This window comes from Agarivorans sp. D1326 (assembly GCF_056958115.1).
In genome coordinates, this window is sequence record NZ_JBTWEN010000002.1 from 345871 (window position 1) to 362320 (window position 16450).

The 16450-nt window shown below is 42.7% G+C and carries 16 protein-coding genes; 7 read left to right on the forward strand and 9 right to left on the reverse strand.

Annotation, left to right across the window (positions count from 1 at the left end; genetic code table 11):
* Nucleotides 1-59 precede the first annotated feature (59 nt).
* A complete protein-coding gene (locus ACYFDN_RS05470) occupies nucleotides 60-353 on the forward strand; it encodes a DUF1244 domain-containing protein (protein WP_152782442.1) in 294 nt (97 codons plus the stop codon).
* A 107-nt stretch (nucleotides 354-460) separates the two neighbouring features.
* Nucleotides 461-1150: a DUF2982 domain-containing protein gene (locus ACYFDN_RS05475; protein ID WP_472590781.1), complete on the forward strand. Its 690-nt coding sequence runs from the start codon at nucleotides 461-463 to the stop codon at nucleotides 1148-1150.
* 31 nt (nucleotides 1151-1181) lie between these two features.
* On the opposite strand, the gene lpxM is transcribed toward ACYFDN_RS05475, so the two are convergent.
* The 3 genes from lpxM to ACYFDN_RS05490 all read right to left on the reverse strand — a co-directional run bounded on the left by lpxM (nucleotide 1182) and on the right by ACYFDN_RS05490 (nucleotide 3633).
* Nucleotides 1182-2129, reverse strand: a complete 948-nt coding sequence (gene lpxM / locus ACYFDN_RS05480) for a lauroyl-Kdo(2)-lipid IV(A) myristoyltransferase (RefSeq protein ID WP_483510239.1) — start codon at nucleotides 2127-2129, stop codon at nucleotides 1182-1184.
* Between the two features lie 90 nt (nucleotides 2130-2219).
* The gene (locus tag ACYFDN_RS05485; RefSeq protein WP_220718180.1) at nucleotides 2220-2549 is read right to left on the reverse strand and encodes an antibiotic biosynthesis monooxygenase family protein; all 330 of its coding nucleotides are present in this window, start codon (nucleotides 2547-2549) and stop codon (nucleotides 2220-2222) included.
* Between the two features lie 67 nt (nucleotides 2550-2616).
* A complete protein-coding gene (locus ACYFDN_RS05490) occupies nucleotides 2617-3633 on the reverse strand; it encodes an adenosine deaminase (protein ID WP_483510241.1) in 1017 nt (338 codons plus the stop codon).
* A 133-nt stretch (nucleotides 3634-3766) separates the two neighbouring features.
* Here ACYFDN_RS05490 and ACYFDN_RS05495 point away from each other — a divergent pair, with 133 nt between their 5' ends.
* The 3 genes from ACYFDN_RS05495 (at nucleotide 3767) to asnB (ending at nucleotide 7988) form a co-directional block, all read left to right on the forward strand.
* A complete protein-coding gene (locus ACYFDN_RS05495) occupies nucleotides 3767-4516 on the forward strand; it encodes an HAD-IIA family hydrolase (protein WP_016401134.1) in 750 nt (249 codons plus the stop codon).
* Nucleotides 4517-4536: 20 nt separating this feature from the next.
* Complete coding sequence (locus ACYFDN_RS05500) at nucleotides 4537-6129, forward strand: cation:proton antiporter family protein (protein ID WP_040307008.1); 1593 nt, start codon at nucleotides 4537-4539, stop codon at nucleotides 6127-6129.
* 194 nt (nucleotides 6130-6323) lie between these two features.
* A complete protein-coding gene (asnB, locus tag ACYFDN_RS05505) occupies nucleotides 6324-7988 on the forward strand; it encodes an asparagine synthase B (protein WP_016401136.1) in 1665 nt (554 codons plus the stop codon).
* Between the two features lie 98 nt (nucleotides 7989-8086).
* Here asnB and ACYFDN_RS05510 read toward each other — a convergent pair whose 3' ends face one another.
* The 4 genes from ACYFDN_RS05510 to apt form a co-directional block, all read right to left on the reverse strand.
* Nucleotides 8087-8509, reverse strand: a complete 423-nt coding sequence (locus tag ACYFDN_RS05510) for a DUF3010 family protein (RefSeq protein ID WP_338621493.1) — start codon at nucleotides 8507-8509, stop codon at nucleotides 8087-8089.
* A 93-nt stretch (nucleotides 8510-8602) separates the two neighbouring features.
* The gene (locus tag ACYFDN_RS05515; protein ID WP_016401138.1) at nucleotides 8603-8929 is read right to left on the reverse strand and encodes a YbaB/EbfC family nucleoid-associated protein; all 327 of its coding nucleotides are present in this window, start codon (nucleotides 8927-8929) and stop codon (nucleotides 8603-8605) included.
* A gap of 71 nt (nucleotides 8930-9000) precedes the next feature.
* Entirely contained in the window at nucleotides 9001-11289 is a 2289-nt protein-coding gene (gene dnaX, locus ACYFDN_RS05520) for a DNA polymerase III subunit gamma/tau (RefSeq protein ID WP_483510243.1), read from the reverse strand.
* Nucleotides 11290-11303: 14 nt separating this feature from the next.
* On the reverse strand, nucleotides 11304-11849 hold the full coding sequence (apt, locus tag ACYFDN_RS05525) for an adenine phosphoribosyltransferase (protein ID WP_483510245.1): 546 nt from the start codon (nucleotides 11847-11849) through the stop codon (nucleotides 11304-11306).
* A 433-nt stretch (nucleotides 11850-12282) separates the two neighbouring features.
* On the opposite strand from apt, the gene ACYFDN_RS05530 reads away from it, so the two are divergent.
* The gene (locus ACYFDN_RS05530) at nucleotides 12283-13224 is read left to right on the forward strand and encodes a tRNA-dihydrouridine synthase (protein WP_483510246.1); all 942 of its coding nucleotides are present in this window, start codon (nucleotides 12283-12285) and stop codon (nucleotides 13222-13224) included.
* 180 nt (nucleotides 13225-13404) lie between these two features.
* Nucleotides 13405-13779, forward strand: a complete 375-nt coding sequence (locus tag ACYFDN_RS05535) for a TraR/DksA family transcriptional regulator (protein ID WP_246611969.1) — start codon at nucleotides 13405-13407, stop codon at nucleotides 13777-13779.
* Nucleotides 13780-13851: 72 nt separating this feature from the next.
* On the opposite strand, the gene ACYFDN_RS05540 is transcribed toward ACYFDN_RS05535, so the two are convergent.
* Nucleotides 13852-14874 carry a porin gene (locus tag ACYFDN_RS05540; RefSeq protein WP_483510248.1) on the reverse strand — a complete coding sequence of 341 codons (1023 nt, stop codon included), beginning with the start codon at nucleotides 14872-14874 and terminating at the stop codon, nucleotides 13852-13854.
* 397 nt (nucleotides 14875-15271) lie between these two features.
* Nucleotides 15272-16288: a porin gene (locus ACYFDN_RS05545; protein WP_338621498.1), complete on the reverse strand. Its 1017-nt coding sequence runs from the start codon at nucleotides 16286-16288 to the stop codon at nucleotides 15272-15274.
* Nucleotides 16289-16450: the final 162 nt, after the last annotated feature.

Consider the following 16450-nt stretch of genomic DNA (forward strand, 5'->3'; position numbering starts at 1 on the left):
CGTTGATTCGCTGCTTTTGTGCATTTACACTGGCTTAACTTTTACCAAGGATAAGTAACATGGACAAACAACAAGCAATTGAAGCTGCCACTTTTCGCCGTTTGCTGGAACACCTAGACCAACACAAAGAAGTACAAAACATTGAGCTGATGAACTTAGCTGATTTTTGTCGAAACTGTTTAGCCAAGTGGATGATGGCAGCAGCAGAAGAGCAAGGTGAAAGCCTTAACTATGATGAAGCAAGAGAAAAAGTGTATGGCATGCCATACTCAGAGTGGAAAGAGCACCACCAACTGCCAGCTACCGATGAGCAAATGGCCATTTTCAACGCTAAACAAGCCGCTAAAAAGTAATACGCTAAGGTGATGTGAGCGTTCTTCTTTCACTAACCATTGTAATGAACATTTAGCCAATCCGGTCCGTATATCTAAGTGTCGCGGTAAATGATTGAGGTAACACAATGCCAAAATCAGTATGGATAAAAAGCAAGGCCAGCAATAACGCTAAAACCTTAGTTCTAGCTGGCTCTCTACTAGTCTTGATAGGAATAAGTACCCTCTACGTTCCAGCGGTATTGGTGTCACTTATAGCCTCGGTGATTTTCTTTTTAGCATATTTGGGAATTCGAGTCGGCGTAGAAAAATGGATGCAACCGGTGTATTCAGTTGTATTGTGTTACGACCACATTCAATTTCACCATCGTTATGGTGGTTGGTGTTTGCCCTGGGATAAACTACAACGTATCGATGTCCCAAGGTTAAGTGATGGACTTAATTGGCAGGATATGAATTACGTTGGCTTACGTTTGAGTGACCCAGATTATTTACTCGACAGTCTGTCCCCTCGCCTATCTGCACATTTACTCACTGAGCAAAGAGCGGCTTTGCTCGCATCCTTACGAAGAAGCTGTAAACATTGCCAAGACAGTAAAGTGAGTGACCATTTAATTGAAGACGATTATTTTAAATCGAGCAGTGGGAAGATTTACACCGGACTCACCGGCATGTTCGCAAACAGAATGAAAAAGCTTCGAGAGCTCACTGGTTATGATCTATTAATTGAGCAAGATATTCTTGACCGAGAACCAGAAGATTTCATTAGCTTAGTTCGTAACTACAAAAACCAAACTCTGCGCGAGCACAACGCATAATCACCTAGCTCGCTAGAGAACGATTACCAAATTAATAACGCGGCTTATCGCTGCCTTCAACGGTACGCAATAACTTTAAAGTCCACATGTATTGCTCTGGCGAGCGAGAGATTAACTTCTCTACCTCTTGATTCATTCGCAAGGTATCTTGCGCAACATCTTTGCTGGGGAAGTCTTGCATAGCAGGATGAATGAACAACTTAACTTTATGCAGTTCGCTGTCGTATCCCGCATAGATAGGCACCACCTTTGCGCCACTTAATTTGGTCATTTTACCCAATACCGGCAACGTGGCTTTTTTAGTAGCAAATAATGGCGTCATTAAACTGGCTTCTGGACCAAAGTCTTCATCTGGTAAATAGATACACCCAAAACCGGCTCTTACTGCTTTGATCAGCGTTTTAATACCTGCGTTACGTTCAAAAATAACGCCGCCAAAACGAGTACGTTGTTTTGCCATCGCCCAATCAACAATGGGGTCACCAGTTTTTTTAAACATGGTGCACATATCATGGCCTCGGGTACAAAAATAAGTCCCCAGAAAATCCACTGGGTAGGTATGTGGTAATAGAATTATAAAGTTTTCATTATTATCGAGAATACTTTGTATATGCTCTTCACCATCAACCACAATACGGTTCTGCAGATAACGTTTTGAGCGAACAGACATCTCGCCCGCTCCCAAAATAAGCTGAGCAAAAATCTGCATATTTTTTTGCATTAATTGCTCGCGCTGTTGCGCGGTCATATCGGGGAAACACAGCTTTAAATTAGTGTCGGCAATTGCACGGCGTTTCTTCAAGGCTTTAAGGTTAAAGATACGGTTGGCAATAGCTACGGCAATTTTATCTCGTAGCTTTACCGGCACATAGGCCAGCAGAATGATGAGTCCGCCCACCAACCAGGTGCCCCAATGCTTAGGGGCTAACCATGTTTTGGAAAACGATATAGAAAATGCTTGAGACTCAAACTTCGACATAGTCTAACAACACTACCTTAAGAAATTGATAAAACTGCGCGCCAGTTTACTCTGCAGTGGCGCTAAAGCAAGTTTACTCAAGGCGGTGAGTTACAAAATAGAGTGTGTAGCATCCAAGTTACTCGATACGAAATGATCAAGTTGTGGCGCCATTAATAAGGGTTCATCTTGCCAAATAATCGCTTTACGCATTTTTTGGCGTGCATCTAATACCATAGATTCAGATTCTTTAGAGCGTAACCAATGGTCTTTACTAGGCCACTGAGAGTAAGAAATCCACGTGCCGTCGGAGGCTTTATGCAAACGCGATCCCAATGCGGCACACTTATCAATATTAAAATGAATAATCTCTGACCAGCCTTCTTTAAAGGACTGAATATGCTCTTCATTTAACTTCCAACGAAACAACACAACAAACATCGACAATCTCCTTATTATTCTCGCTTAACATAACTATGGCTGTAGCCTGCCTTAAAACACAAGGTCTCTAGCTAAACTCTGCTAAACGGTTATCAATTAGTTGACTTAACTCACTTTTTCTTTGCTCACTGGCATAACTTGCGGCAACAGCGTTGTGGCAAAGCTGGGCAATCTGTCGCGGGCTCCAGGCAAAAGTTTCACTGCAGGCCTGCAAGTTATCCAGTAAATATCCACCAAAATAAGCAGGATCGTCTGAGTTAATAGTAACCGCTAAGCCTTTTTGCAACATTTTCGGTAATGGGTGCTCACTTAAGTACTCAACCACCTTTAGTTTTACGTTACTAAACGGACAAACAGTTAAAGGCATTTGAGCGGCGGCAAGTTTTTTAACTAAAGTTTCATCTTCTAAACAGCGAACGCCATGGTCAATTCGGCTAACACCCAACAACTGCCAAGCGTTTGCCACATTGGCTGCTGGGCCTTCTTCTCCTGCATGAGCCACTCTTTGCAGCCCCAGTTGCTTGGCCATCGCAAACACTTGTTGGAACTTCTCAGGAGGATGACCTTGTTCACTAGAATCTAAGCCCACACCAATTATATGTTTAAGGTAAGGTTTAGCCGCTTCTAAAGTCTCTATTGCAGAGTCCTGCGATAAGTGGCGCAGAAAACACAATATATATTCGCTGGTTATTCCAAACTGGGTAAAAGCTTGTTGCTTAGCCCTCACCAGCCCATTAATCACTGTGCTTATTGCGATACCGCGTTCAGTGTGAGTTTGCGGGTCAAAGAATATTTCCGTATGTAATACATTATCGCGGTGGCAGGTTTCAAAGTAAGCCCAAGCTAAATCGAAAAAGTCCTGTTCTGTTTGCAACACTTCTGCACCTTGATAGTACAAATCTAGAAACTCTTGAAGGTTATTAAACTGGTAAGCTTTTCTTAAGTCATCAACGCTGGCATAAGGCAAAGTAATATTGTTTCGTTTAGCTAGCTTAAACATTAACTCAGGTTCTAAGCTACCTTCAATGTGCAAATGCAGCTCAACCTTTGCTATTTTTTTAATAAAATCTTGTTGATTAAACATCAATCTTTTCCTTCAACTGCTTGGATACTAATGAATATAAGCTATTTGTTGCCGTTAGGTTATTTTTCTCTAGCGCTTTTTAGTCACACTACGTTACTCTGAACTACGGATTATAGGGTTCTAAGGAAAAAGAATGAGCAAAGCAGTTATTTGTGACATTGATGGTGTACTACTACACGACAACCAACTGATAGACGGAGCCAAAGCATTTATTGAACGTTTACTGGCTAACGATACCAAGCTAGTAATTTTAACTAACTATCCTGCTCAAACTCCGCAAGATTTACAGAACCGCTTTCAAACTGCTGGAGTTGATATTCCAGAAAGCTGTTTTTATACCTCAGCGATGGCTACCGCAGATTTTCTTAAACGCCAAGAAGGTAACAAAGCCTATGTTATTGGCGAAGGCGCGTTAATTCATGAACTTTATAGCGCTGGATTTACCATCACCGACATTAACCCCGACTTTGTAGTGGTGGGCGAAACCAAAAACTACAATTGGAATATGATTCAACATGCGGCAAAATTTGTTGCACAAGGCGCGCAGTTTATTGCCACCAACCCAGACACTCACGGACCAAACATGAGCCCAGCTTGTGGTTCACTGTGTGCCCCTATCGAACGAATTACCGGGCGCGAACCCTTTGTTGTTGGTAAACCCTCTGCTTGGATTGTACGTGCGGCTCTCAATAAAATTGGCGCACATGCAGACGACACCGTGATTATTGGTGATAACCTACGCACTGATATACTGGCTGGCTTTCAAGCTGGTTTAGAAACAATTTTGGTACTATCTGGTGTGAGCAGTGAAGCCGACATTGAAATGGTACCCTTTAGACCGAACTATGTTTTCCCTAACGTGGCAGCAATCGACATAATATAACGATAAAGATTTAGCACTTAATGGATATTTCTATACTAATAACAGTGACGTTTTTGGCAGGATTTCTTGCTCATTTAGCGCACTTACCCCCTCTAATTGGATTTTTGGCCGCCGGTTTTGCCTTACGCGAAATGGGTTATGAACAAAATGAATTGATCTCTACGGCAGCAGATTTAGGTGTAACATTACTGCTGTTTACCGTTGGGTTAAAACTAGATATACGTACCTTGTTTAAACGCGAAGTTTGGGGAACCGCTACCGCGCATATGGGTACCAACATGCTGCTGTTTGTAGGCACGCTATCAGCCGTTAAATGGTTTGGTATAAGCAGCATTGGTGAGCTGTCTACCACTGGTATTGTTGTATTGTCTTTTGCATTGTGTTTTTCCAGTACAGTATTTGCAGTAAAAGTATTAGAAGACAAGAGTGAAATGAATGCACTGTATGGCCGCGTGGCTATTGGTGTATTGATTATGCAGGACATCTTTGCGGTAGTATTCCTGGCTGCTACCACTGGCAAAGTTCCAACCATGTATGCGCCACTACTATTGCTGTTATTGCCGCTACGGCCAGTGTTGTATCGTTTGCTAAACCGCGTAGGCCACGGCGAATTGCAGCTAGTTTTAGGCTTCTTTTTAACTTTTGTTCTAGGCGCGCAACTATTCGACAGCGTTGGCCTTAAATCAGATTTAGGTGCGCTAATTATAGGCATGTTGCTAGCAGGCCATCCCGCTGCAAGTGGCATGGCAAAGGCCTTATTTAGCTTTAAAGAACTCTTTTTAGTTGCCTTCTTCCTATCGATTGGTTTATCCAGTGAGTTAAGCTTCGAATCTATCTATATCGCACTATTCTTAGTGGGCATTCTAGTGATAAAAACAGCATTTTATTTGCTGTATTTACTGCAATTTAGATTACGTTCGCGAACCGCATTTCTAGGTGCTGTGAGCTTGGCAAACTACAGCGAATTTGGCTTGATTGTAACGGCTGTTGCAGTGCAACTTGGCTGGCTACATGGCGACTGGATGGCAACCTTAGCAATGGCTGTAAGTATTAGCTTTTTGGTTGCGGCTCCTATCCACAAAAACGCCGATATCATTTACCAGTTTATTCGCCCAAGCCTAAAACGCTTACAGCGCTCTAAGTTGCACTTAGAAGACCAACCTATCGAGCTTGGGCAAATGCAGGTAGTAATATTAGGCATGGGCCGAATTGGTGAAGGTGCCTACGATATGCTGCAGCAACACTATCCCGATTTGGTTATCGGTATTGATACCGACCTTGAGAAAATTCAGCACCAAATTGAAAGTGGCCGAGCAGTAATTCAAGGTGACGCTACTGACTCCGATTTTTGGGAAAAGTTAGCCCCCTCAAAAGATTTAAAACTGGTATTACTGGCAATGCCCCATCACCATGGAAACCAATACGCATTAAAGCAACTTAAGAAAGGTGAGTTTAATGCCAAAATTGCCGCCATTGCGCAGTTCGCCGATGATGTTGAAAAGCTAAAGCGCCTTGGCGCAGACGAAGTCTTCAACCTCTACAATGAGGCCGGTGCGGGTTTTGCCGACCACGTTCACTCGCAACTCATTGATAGCAATAAACCACAAGAATAAAGCTTAAAATTTGCAAAAAGACTTACAAAAATAGCCAGTTTGTTAATAATTCTTAGTTTTCTGGCTTTTTTTAGCAAAAAATGTCATTCAGGACTTGCAATAATTTCTGATCTTGGCAAATTGAGGGCAATATTGGAACAAATGGCGAAGTACCATTTGTTCGAGAGTAAACACAAAGTAGTTAAGGGAAGAGTATGTGTTCCATATTTGGAGTTCTAGACATTAAATCTGACCTCAGTGTATTGCGTAAGCAAGCACTTGAGATGTCAAAACGTTTACGCCACCGTGGCCCGGATTGGTCAGGTATTTACACTTCAAAAAATGCCATCTTAGTGCATGAGCGTTTATCTATCGTAGACGTAAATACCGGCGCACAACCTCTTTATAATCCCGAAAAAACTCACGCTCTTGCGGTTAATGGTGAGATCTACAACCACAAAGATCTTAAAGCTCAGCTTAATGTTGATTTTGAATTTCAGACAGAGTCTGACTGTGAAATCATCTTGGCCTTGTACAAAGAAAAAGGCATTGAGTTCTTAGACGACCTAAACGGTATCTTCGGTTTCTGCTTATACGACTCTGAAGAAGACGCCTACCTAATTGGTCGTGACCATATTGGTATTATTCCTCTTTACACTGGCTACGATGAGCACGGTAACTTCTACGTTGCCTCAGAAATGAAAGCATTGACGCCTATTTGTAAAACAGTGAGCGAATTCCCTCCTGGTCACTACTTATACAGCAAGAACGGCGAACCTGTTAAATACTACAAGCGCGACTGGATGGACTACAAAAACGTAGAAAACAACGACGCTAGTGTAGAAGATTTAAAAGTAGCTTTAGAAGCTGCGGTAAAACGCCAGTTAATGTGTGACGTTCCTTACGGTGTATTACTATCTGGTGGTTTGGATTCTTCGGTTATTTCTGCAATTACTAAAATGTATGCTGACAAGCGTGTTGAAGATAATGACAACTCTGAAGCTTGGTGGCCACAACTACACTCATTTGCAGTTGGCCTAGTAGGCTCGCCAGACCTAATTGCTGCACAAAAAGTTGCTGACCATTTAGGTACTGTTCACCACGAAATTCACTTTACCGTTCAAGAAGGTATTGACGCCATTAAAGACGTTATTTACCACCTTGAAACCTACGACGTAACCACCATTCGTGCGTCTACTCCTATGTACCTAATGGCCCGTAAGATTAAAGCGATGGGCATTAAAATGGTACTTTCTGGAGAAGGTGCAGATGAAATCTTCGGTGGTTACTTGTACTTCCACAAAGCACCAAATGCTAAAGAATTCCACGAAGAAACCCTACGTAAACTTGAGAAACTGCACATGTTCGATTGTAACCGTGCTAACAAATCTCTTGCTGCTTGGGGCATTGAGGGCCGCGTACCATTCTTAGACAAAGAGTTCATGGATGTTGCAATGCGCATAAACCCAGAAGCTAAGATGTGTGCCGGCGATAAAATTGAGAAGCACATTGTACGTGAAGCTTTTGAAGGTTACTTACCTGCTGAAGTGGCTTGGCGTCAAAAAGAGCAATTCTCAGATGGTGTTGGTTACTCATGGATTGACAGCTTAAAAGAATTGGTTGAATTGGAAGTATCTGACCAAGAGTTGTCAAATGCGGCCTTCCGCTTCCCAATTAATACACCAGATACTAAAGAAGCGTACTTCTATCGCAGTATGTTTGAAGAGCATTTCCCACAAGACTCTGCAGCAGAATGTGTACCTCACGGTAAGTCTGTAGCTTGTTCAACCCCTGAAGCGATTGCTTGGGATGAGAGCTTTGCCAACAACGCCGATCCTTCTGGTCGCGCAGTACTATCTGTACACAACGAAGCTTACTAGTTACTAAAAACTTTACCGCTTTAAACAAAAAACCGATGCTTTAGCATCGGTTTTTTATTGCGCGTAAATCCAGCCCTAAGGCTAAATCTAAACGTAAATCAAGCCATACAAGCTACATAAGCAGTGGTAAACGATGCCTCTTGAAAGGCTTTAAGGCCCGTTGCAGAAAACTCTACCGGCATTGGGTTATCTTTGAGTACTTGCTTAGATTTAGTGGCTGAAACTAAGTCCACATTTAGCTCGCTAATTAACTCGATAGCCGCTTCTAATTTAAAGCCTACCGCACCACCGGCAAATTTACCTTTCATTGGGCGCTGCTTTATCGCCACCTTTTCAACCTTGTAATCACTCATCAACTTAGCAAAAGCGAACTGGAAATCACGTAAGTGCTGAGTGCTGTTTATGTCGCTTAAAGTAAGACGGCGCACACGACAATCTGGAATTTGAAATAGTCCATCTTCCAGCGTTAGCAAGCTAACAATAACTTCATTACTTTTTATTTCTACACCGCATACTTTCATCTTGCTACCTATTTTAATCTACGTTCATGCAAACTAAGTGTTGCACAAAAAAGGCCGCTATGCGGCCTAATCAATTTGCTGCTCTAAGCTAGCTTAGAATGGCATTTTCATACCTGGAGGCATTTGCATTCCACCAGTTACATCAGCCATTTTTTCTTTGCTGGTTTCTTCTACACGACGCACTGCATCATTAACCGCTGCAGCCAGTAAGTCTTCAATCATGTCTTTGTCATCGTCCATTAAGCTTTCATCTAGCTCAACACGACGAACGTTGTGGTTACCAAGCATAACAACTTTCACCAAGCCTGCGCCTGATTCACCAGTAACTTCCATTTTGGCGATTTCTTCTTGAGCGCGCTGCATTTTATCTTGCATTTGCTGCGCTTGCTTCATTAGGTTACCCATTCCGCCTTTAAACATAACTATTCTCTTCTCTTCTATTAGTTATAACTGCGACATTACATCTAGATTAATGTCGAAAATCAAGTTGTTCAGTGGTATTTCACACTGTCGTTATCTAATTCTGCACCAAAGCGTTGCTGTAATACTTGGATATTAGGATCTCCCAATAACCTATCAATGGCTGCATTGGTATTTTTTTGATGAAGTAACTGCGCCAACTCTAAAGGTGTTTTGCCATTTGAGTTTTCACCGACAGTTATTTCTAATTCAATTTCCTGCTGCAAGCACACGCTCAATTGCTGATTTAACTCTTCTACCGAGCTTGGTTTAGGCAAGTGAGATAACTCGGGTTTTAATAGCAACTTTACGGTGCTTTCGGAAAGTTGATACAAAGAGTTAATGGCTATTTGTCGAGCAATTGGCCCTAATTCCATAAACTTCACCATCTCGGACCAAGCTTCATCATTGTCGTTTGTAGTGGCGACAAAACTTACCGTTTCTACTTCCTCTACTACTTCAACCGTTTCTGGCTGCGCTTGTGAAAGATTATTAGACGATGGCTCAGAAGCATTTGCTGATGCTAAGTTTGGCTTTAGATTGTTAGAGGCGCCCGCCTCTTCAGACTTTTTTCCGGACTTTCCTCGCCCACGTAGCTGGCTTCTTAACTGCAGCAAAGAAGCCGTTTCTTCTTTAGCAGGTGCTTGAGGAATATCTACTGGAGTAGCCTCGGGCATTGCAGTAGGCAAGTCTTGAGCTTGGTATTCGACAGCATAATTAGGCTCTTGATATTCAGCCTCAGCATTCATGTCGGCAAACTGGGCATAATAACTATCATCAACCGTTGCTTGATCTGCACTAACAGCGATTTGCTTGGTGTTGGCCTGAGGAGCAGCTTGAGTTGATGAAGGTGGTGTTTGGGAAGGCGCCGGATGGCTTGCCACTGGTGGCGTGCTCCCTGTAGATGCTTCCGTTGCAACTGGTTCTGCTGGGTTGCCTACATCCGCTGAAGAAGCAGCTTGTTTGGTTTGCTGTTGCTGTTGCTGTTGCTGTTGCTCAGAATTATCGCCTCGTAACTGATTTTTCAGCTTGGCAATGCTCTGCTCTCGCTGCACAACTCGCTCATCTTTATCAACAGGAGCCGGCGCATTATCGCTAATACGGGAAACTGCAGGAGCGGTAGGCATTTCGTAACCTTGCTGCGTCGCCTGTTCCAGAATTTCCTGTTGCTCTTTTACTAAGCTTTTATCCGCTAAATCTGCATTGCTCGGGCTATTTTCTTTAGTAATCGGGCTTGCTACTTCACCCTGCTCTGCCGGCTGAAATGCCAACATTCGTAACACGGTCATTTCGAAACCGCTACGTGGACTTGGAGCGTAAGCAAAGTCTCGCTTTCCAGTAATCACTATTTGATAAAGTAACTGCACCAGTTGCGCGTCTACTTGCTCTGCAAGCATTTGAATCGTTTCATCATGTTGACTTGCTGGTAGCACCTGCGCCATCGCTACTTTATGAATAATCTCAGCGAGTTGTTGATGCAAGTGCTCGTAATCAGGCGACATACTCGCTAACTCTGAGATTTTGCTGAATACCGACTCTGTTTGCCCGGCAACGACATGACAAAGAAGCTGACGTAACTGATGAGGATCTAACACGCCCAACATGTTAAGTACTTGCTGGTAAGCTAGCTCTTGATTAGACAAGGCTAAGGCTTGATCAGTTAAGCTTAAAGCGTCTCGCATACTGCCATCGGCTGCATGGGCTAAAGCAGCAAGTGCTGCAGGCTGATATTGACGCTGTTCAGCATCTAATATATGCGCTAACTGCTGAGAAATTTGTTCTTCACTCAGCGCTTTCAACTGAAATTGTAAGCAGCGTGACAAAACCGTTACCGGCAGTTTCTGCGGATCGGTGGTAGCAAGTAAGAATTTAACGTGCTCTGGTGGCTCTTCTAACGTTTTTAGTAGCGCGTTAAAGCTATGGCGTGACAACATATGTACTTCGTCAATTAAGTACACCTTATAGCGGCCTTTGGCGGGGCTATACTGCACGTTGTCTAGAAGCTCTCGAGTATCTTCCACTTTTGTGCGCGAGGCAGCATCAATTTCTAACAAGTCAACAAAGTTACCTTGGTCGACCTCTAGGCAATTACTGCACTTGCCACAAGGATTAGAAGACACTCCTTGCTCACAATTGAGGCTTTTAGCAAACAAGCGCGCAATGGTTGTTTTACCCACACCGCGGGTGCCACTAAACAAATATGCGTGATGCAAACGCTGTTGGTCTAATGAGTTTATCAAGCCAGCTAGTACATGTTGCTGGGCAACAACTTGCTGGAATGTTCTGGGTCGCCATTTTCTCGCTAGGGCTTGATAATTCATTAAATGCTGTTGTCCTATTCGCCTTCGAACTCAACTAGATAAGTTGATTCTACTCCGAGTGTCGTTAATTTCTGTGCGCCAGGTAAGTCTACCAAATTAATGACAAAGGCCGCATAGTTGATTTCACCGCCTAACTGGCGAATTAACTTCACAGACGCCTCGGCGGTACCGCCAGTTGCGATTAAATCATCAACCAACAACACTTTGTCGCTAGGCTGAATAGCATCGGTATGTATTTCCAAAGTATCCATACCATATTCAAGCTCATAGCTTTCGCCAATAACTTCGCGAGGTAACTTGCCAGGTTTGCGAACCGGAATAAAACCAACCCCTAATGCCAGCGCTAGTGGCGCACCAAAAATAAAACCTCTTGCTTCGGTACCAACGATCTTGGTAATACCAAGGTTTTCGAAACGCTGTTGCCATTCATGAATAACCAAGGCAAAAGCCTTTGGATCTTCAATTAAACTGGTAACATCCCTAAACAATATCCCCTCTTTTGGGTAGTTAGGGATAGTTTTAATTGCGTTCTTTATATACTCAAGATTAGCGCTGCTCATACCGGCTTCCATTTTCCAAAAAAAACGCCCAAACAGGATGGGCGTATTTACAATCTTTAATTATCTCAGTTTATGACGATAAAGCAACGAAGTGCTAACCTAGATAGTAGCCAAAAATTAGCCAAATATTTTTAGCAGAGACAAGCTCAAAGGTAGGGTTGGTAACAGCAGCGCCACTACAAAACCTAGGAAATAGAATACGTTATAATCTTCTTTAAACTGCTGGTCCATCTAAACTTCACCTTTAAACTAAATTCAATCAACATTGATCTAGATCAATTATACTTGAGCGTCACCTTCACAAACACCCAGCAAAAACATGGAAATAAGCTGTTCATTCAGCTTATTCAGGCTAATGAATTGCGTAGCTAATTTGCTAGCAGCAAAAACCGCAAACCGTTAGAATGGCCGCTTTTTCAAACTAAGGTTTACTATGCGCGTAGTTTTAGCCCCAATGGAAGGCGTTGCAGATGCTTCCATGCGCCAGCTTTTGTCTAGTTGTGGTGGCTACGACTGGTGCGTAACAGAGTTCATTCGTGTTACTGACGTAGCCCTGCCCGACAAAGTATTTTACAAGTACTGCCCGGAACTACATGAGCAAGGTTTAATAGCAGGCCACACCCCGGTTAGAGTACAGCTGTTAGGCCAGCATCCTAGTCCCATGGCAGAAAATGCGGTACGAGCTATCGAACTTGGCTCTCATGGTTTAGATCTAAACTTTGGCTGCCCCAGCAATACTGTTACTGGAAGCTGCGGTGGTGCCTCTATGTTAAAAGCCCCTCAGTCGATTTATGATGTTGTAAGTGAAGTAAGAAAAGCCGTACCCAAGCAGCATGTTGTATCTGCCAAAATTCGCTTAGGTTGGGAAAACAAAGATGACTGTTTTGATATTGTACAAGCTGTGCAAGAAGCAGGCGCCAATGAGCTAACCATTCATGCTAGGACCAAGCTCGACGGTTACAAAGCGCCAGCGCATTGGCACTATATAAAGCAAGTTAAACAGCAGTTCTCTATTCCTATTATTGCTAATGGAGAAGTTTGGAACCGAGAAAACTACTTACAGTGCAAAGAAGCCAGCGATTGTGAAGATGTAATGATTGGCCGCGGCGCACTTACTATTCCGAACCTTGCTAAAGTAGTACGAGGTGACGAAGAACCATTGCCTTGGTCAGCAGTGATTGAGCTACTAATCCGCTACTCTCAGCACGAAATCACCAGTGAAAAAGCCAAGTACTACCAAAGCCGGGTGAAACAGTGGTTAAGATATCTTTCTGGCTACTACACCGAAGCCGACGATCTATTTCGCAACATCAGAGTATTAAAAGATACCAATTCTATTGTTAAGCAAATCCGCTTACAGCAATGCAAAGATTGACCTTTCGTTAAGCTTGGCTTTACGTTTCTTCGCACTATTTGCTCATATTCTGTATTAGATCAACAAAACCCTAATAAAAGTAGTTATATAGCTTTTTAGTGTTTCGTTTTGATTCACATCATATCTCGGGGTTAGACCCGGTGTTTATACTGCTAGCTCATTTAATAATTGGGCTTAAACGTGGAATTTAGAGATTATCAGTTGCGACTCACGCAACAATTAGAGCAGTTAAAGTCTGAAATAATCTCAATTTTAACTGCCTCAGAAAAAACCAGCTTGAAGCTAACAGCTGACAAATTGCAGTCTTTAACTAACGAAGAACTTATTGACCAGGCCCTGAAATTGCAGCTCTCAGAGCTAACGACTCAGTTAAAACAATTACAAAGGGTTGACGCAGCACTTTGCCAAATAGACTTAGGTTTATATGGTTTGTGTAGCGACTGTGAAGAAGAGATTGAAATTAGCCGTTTAGAGAACGACCCAAGCACTCAACGCTGTCAACGCTGTAGTGACAAACACCGTATGTTTAAGCGGCGCGAAAGTTTCGCACTTTAAATAATACTGAAACCAGTAAATACAAAAAGGCCACCCTTAGGTGGCCTTTTTACTTCCATCTTCTTAGAAGAATTAGAAGTTGTAACGTACACCCACAGCTAAGCGGTTGTCGTCTTCTTTAGCACCAGATACAGACTTAGTAGTCTCGTCTTGGTACTCGGTGTACAAAAGAACGTTGTTCCAATCGTACATTGCACCAACTAAAGCAGTTTTTAGGTCAGCAGAAGAGTTTTTGTCTTCTTGAACGTTCCAACCAGTGTAAAGCTGTAGACCCATGTCTAGCGTGTAAGCGAATACACCTTCGTGGCCGATAGCTTTGTCAGATACGCCATTAGCGCCTTCAAACTGTACGTGGTTTTTGAACTCACCGTAAGATACCGCAGCGTAGATAGGGCCTTGGTTGTAGCTAGCCGCTAACGCAGTTAGCTTAGCATCGCCATCGTTGAATACGTCTGATTTTTCAGCATCAGTACGGTTCATTTGGTGGTAAGTTGCACCAACATTTAGACCGAAATCGAAGTCATAAGAAACAGCACCAGAGTAGCTATCTTTACGACCTTCATCTTCGTCAGCGAATTGGTACTGACCGCTTAAGTTAACGCCGCCAAAGCTACCGTTGTATTGCAGTGCGTCGTTAGCACGTGCAGTACCTACTTTGTCACCGTTGTCGTAAATACCCATTGCGGTACCGCCGTATACCCAAAATACATCGGTTACGCCAGTGATAGTGTAGTAAGTAGACCATTGCTTACCGTAAGAAACAGAACCATAGTCTGCGTGGTCAACTGCGATGAAACCTAAACGGTTGAAGAAAGGAGAGTCACTGTTACCATTTGGGTTGTCTAAACCGTACTCCATAGTAGCGCGAGCAGTAACATTTTCGCTCATTTTGCGAGAGAAGTTTAGGTTAATACGTGAAGAGTTGTTTTCTGAACGAAGATCGCGCTCGCCTTCGTTGTTAGCAGACTCAACCATAAGGTTAAGACGACCACCGATAGAAAATGCGTTTTCGCCGTCGTTGTAAATTTCTTGAGCGTTAGTTGCACCAGTTGCAAATAATGCTGGGATTGCGATTGCTAGAATAGTCTTTTTCAAAGTTCCACTGCCTATTTTGAGATTAATAATTTATCTCTTCCTTGACCCATTCATTCGTCCTTGGAATGGTTTCCTTGAGCAGTGAATTCCCTCTCACGGCCGACATATTTGCTGATAATGAGAGTGAAATCAACATTTTTTTGAAGTTTTTATGAACTTTTATGGTTAATTGAAAGTGCAATAGGCATATCAACAAAATAAAAATCTAAACAATGTCTATTTAATAGCAAATATTTAGGCAAACTTAAGATTTAAAAAGCTTTTTAGGGAAAGTAAAGGAAGAGAGTTTACAAGCTAGACAAGGAAAATTTGGAATCAGGTAAAACGAAAAAGCCCACCGAAGTGAGCTTTTTAATGGCTATAGAACGCTTAACTAGCGTTCATCGCAACAATAAACTTAGAAGTTGTATTGTACTGCGATAGTCCACTCGTTGTCTGCGCCTTCTAGGCCATTGTTCAAGTACTCAGCCCATGCTTTCATGTTGCTGTTGAACTTGTAAGCTGCACCCAATTTGAATGCTTTAGCAGTATCGCCTAAACCACTAGCGTCACCTTTACCTTCTTGCGCAGCGTAACCAGTATATAGAGATACAGCGTTAATATCGTATGAAGCAACTAAGTCATAGCCTTCAAGTTCTGCACCATCTAAATCAGTAGTAGCGTATACAGCGCCTAAGTACAGGTCTTCCCATGAGTAAGTAGCAGAAAGTGCCATGTTCTTCTTATCAGCACCATTTACTGTACCGTTTTCGAAAGAATCAAATTTTTCTACGTGGTAACCACCGTATAGACCTAAACCGAAGTCAAAGTTGTAACCTAAAGTAGCAGCGTAACCTTGATCTAAAGAAGCTTGAGTAGGTTCAGCAGGGATGCCTGAGTCAGGGTTGCCAAAACCTAGTTTGAAGTTTTCATCACGGAACTGGTAAGAAGCACCAACGTAAAAACCACCAAACTCACCAGAGTATACGATTTGACCTTCTTGGCGACCATCTTCGATTGCTGTGAAAGCTTCGTAACCGTAGGTATTGAAGATATCTGTTGCTGCTACAGCTTGGTAGAAAGCAGTATCAGTTTGACCAAATACTACTGAACCAGCATCATCGAATTCGAAACCAGCGTAGATGTGACGAGCTGAAAGCTGTTTAGCTGATTCGCCGCTGTTTTCAGCACGAATTTGCCATTCACCACGAGCTAAACCGTAAACGCCTGATGCAATTTCAGATTTTGCTTTAAAGCCCATGCGAGCAGAACCAACACCATCAAGGTCTGAATCATCGCCACCAGCATCACTGATATCAAATTGCATACGACCGTAAAGTTCAGCTGTTACGCCGTCAGCGTCATATACTGTTGCAGCTTGTGCAGATGCTGCGAATAGAGCTGGTATTGCTACCGCTAGAATTGTCTTTTTCATTTTTCCTGTGCCTTCTTAGCAATTAAACACTTGTTCCTTAAATTCCCTGTGCGACAGTGATTTCTCACTGTCTGGTCAATACATTATCAAGCTGAAAAATTTTTGCAATAAAAAATTGAACTTTTATAAAATCACGTAAAACCCTGTATCTACGTGCTTTTA

Excerpts from the sequence above, each read along its gene's own strand:
- ACYFDN_RS05485 (WP_220718180.1), bottom strand. The coding sequence starts at position 2,549 with ATGTTTGTTGTGTTGTTTCGTTGGAAGTTAAATGAAGAGCATATTCAG.
- lpxM (WP_483510239.1), bottom strand. The coding sequence starts at position 2,129 with ATGTCGAAGTTTGAGTCTCAAGCATTTTCTATATCGTTTTCCAAAACA.
- ACYFDN_RS05490 (WP_483510241.1), bottom strand. The coding sequence starts at position 3,633 with ATGTTTAATCAACAAGATTTTATTAAAAAAATAGCAAAGGTTGAGCTG.
- ACYFDN_RS05470 (WP_152782442.1), top strand. The coding sequence starts at position 60 with ATGGACAAACAACAAGCAATTGAAGCTGCCACTTTTCGCCGTTTGCTG.
- dnaX (WP_483510243.1), bottom strand. The coding sequence starts at position 11,289 with ATGAATTATCAAGCCCTAGCGAGAAAATGGCGACCCAGAACATTCCAG.
- ACYFDN_RS05515 (WP_016401138.1), bottom strand. The coding sequence starts at position 8,929 with ATGTTTAAAGGCGGAATGGGTAACCTAATGAAGCAAGCGCAGCAAATG.
- ACYFDN_RS05530 (WP_483510246.1), top strand. The coding sequence starts at position 12,283 with ATGCGCGTAGTTTTAGCCCCAATGGAAGGCGTTGCAGATGCTTCCATG.
- ACYFDN_RS05475 (WP_472590781.1), top strand. The coding sequence starts at position 461 with ATGCCAAAATCAGTATGGATAAAAAGCAAGGCCAGCAATAACGCTAAA.
- ACYFDN_RS05500 (WP_040307008.1), top strand. The coding sequence starts at position 4,537 with ATGGATATTTCTATACTAATAACAGTGACGTTTTTGGCAGGATTTCTT.
- ACYFDN_RS05510 (WP_338621493.1), bottom strand. The coding sequence starts at position 8,509 with ATGAAAGTATGCGGTGTAGAAATAAAAAGTAATGAAGTTATTGTTAGC.
- ACYFDN_RS05545 (WP_338621498.1), bottom strand. The coding sequence starts at position 16,288 with ATGAAAAAGACAATTCTAGCGGTAGCAATACCAGCTCTATTCGCAGCA.
- apt (WP_483510245.1), bottom strand. The coding sequence starts at position 11,849 with ATGAGCAGCGCTAATCTTGAGTATATAAAGAACGCAATTAAAACTATC.
- asnB (WP_016401136.1), top strand. The coding sequence starts at position 6,324 with ATGTGTTCCATATTTGGAGTTCTAGACATTAAATCTGACCTCAGTGTA.
- ACYFDN_RS05495 (WP_016401134.1), top strand. The coding sequence starts at position 3,767 with ATGAGCAAAGCAGTTATTTGTGACATTGATGGTGTACTACTACACGAC.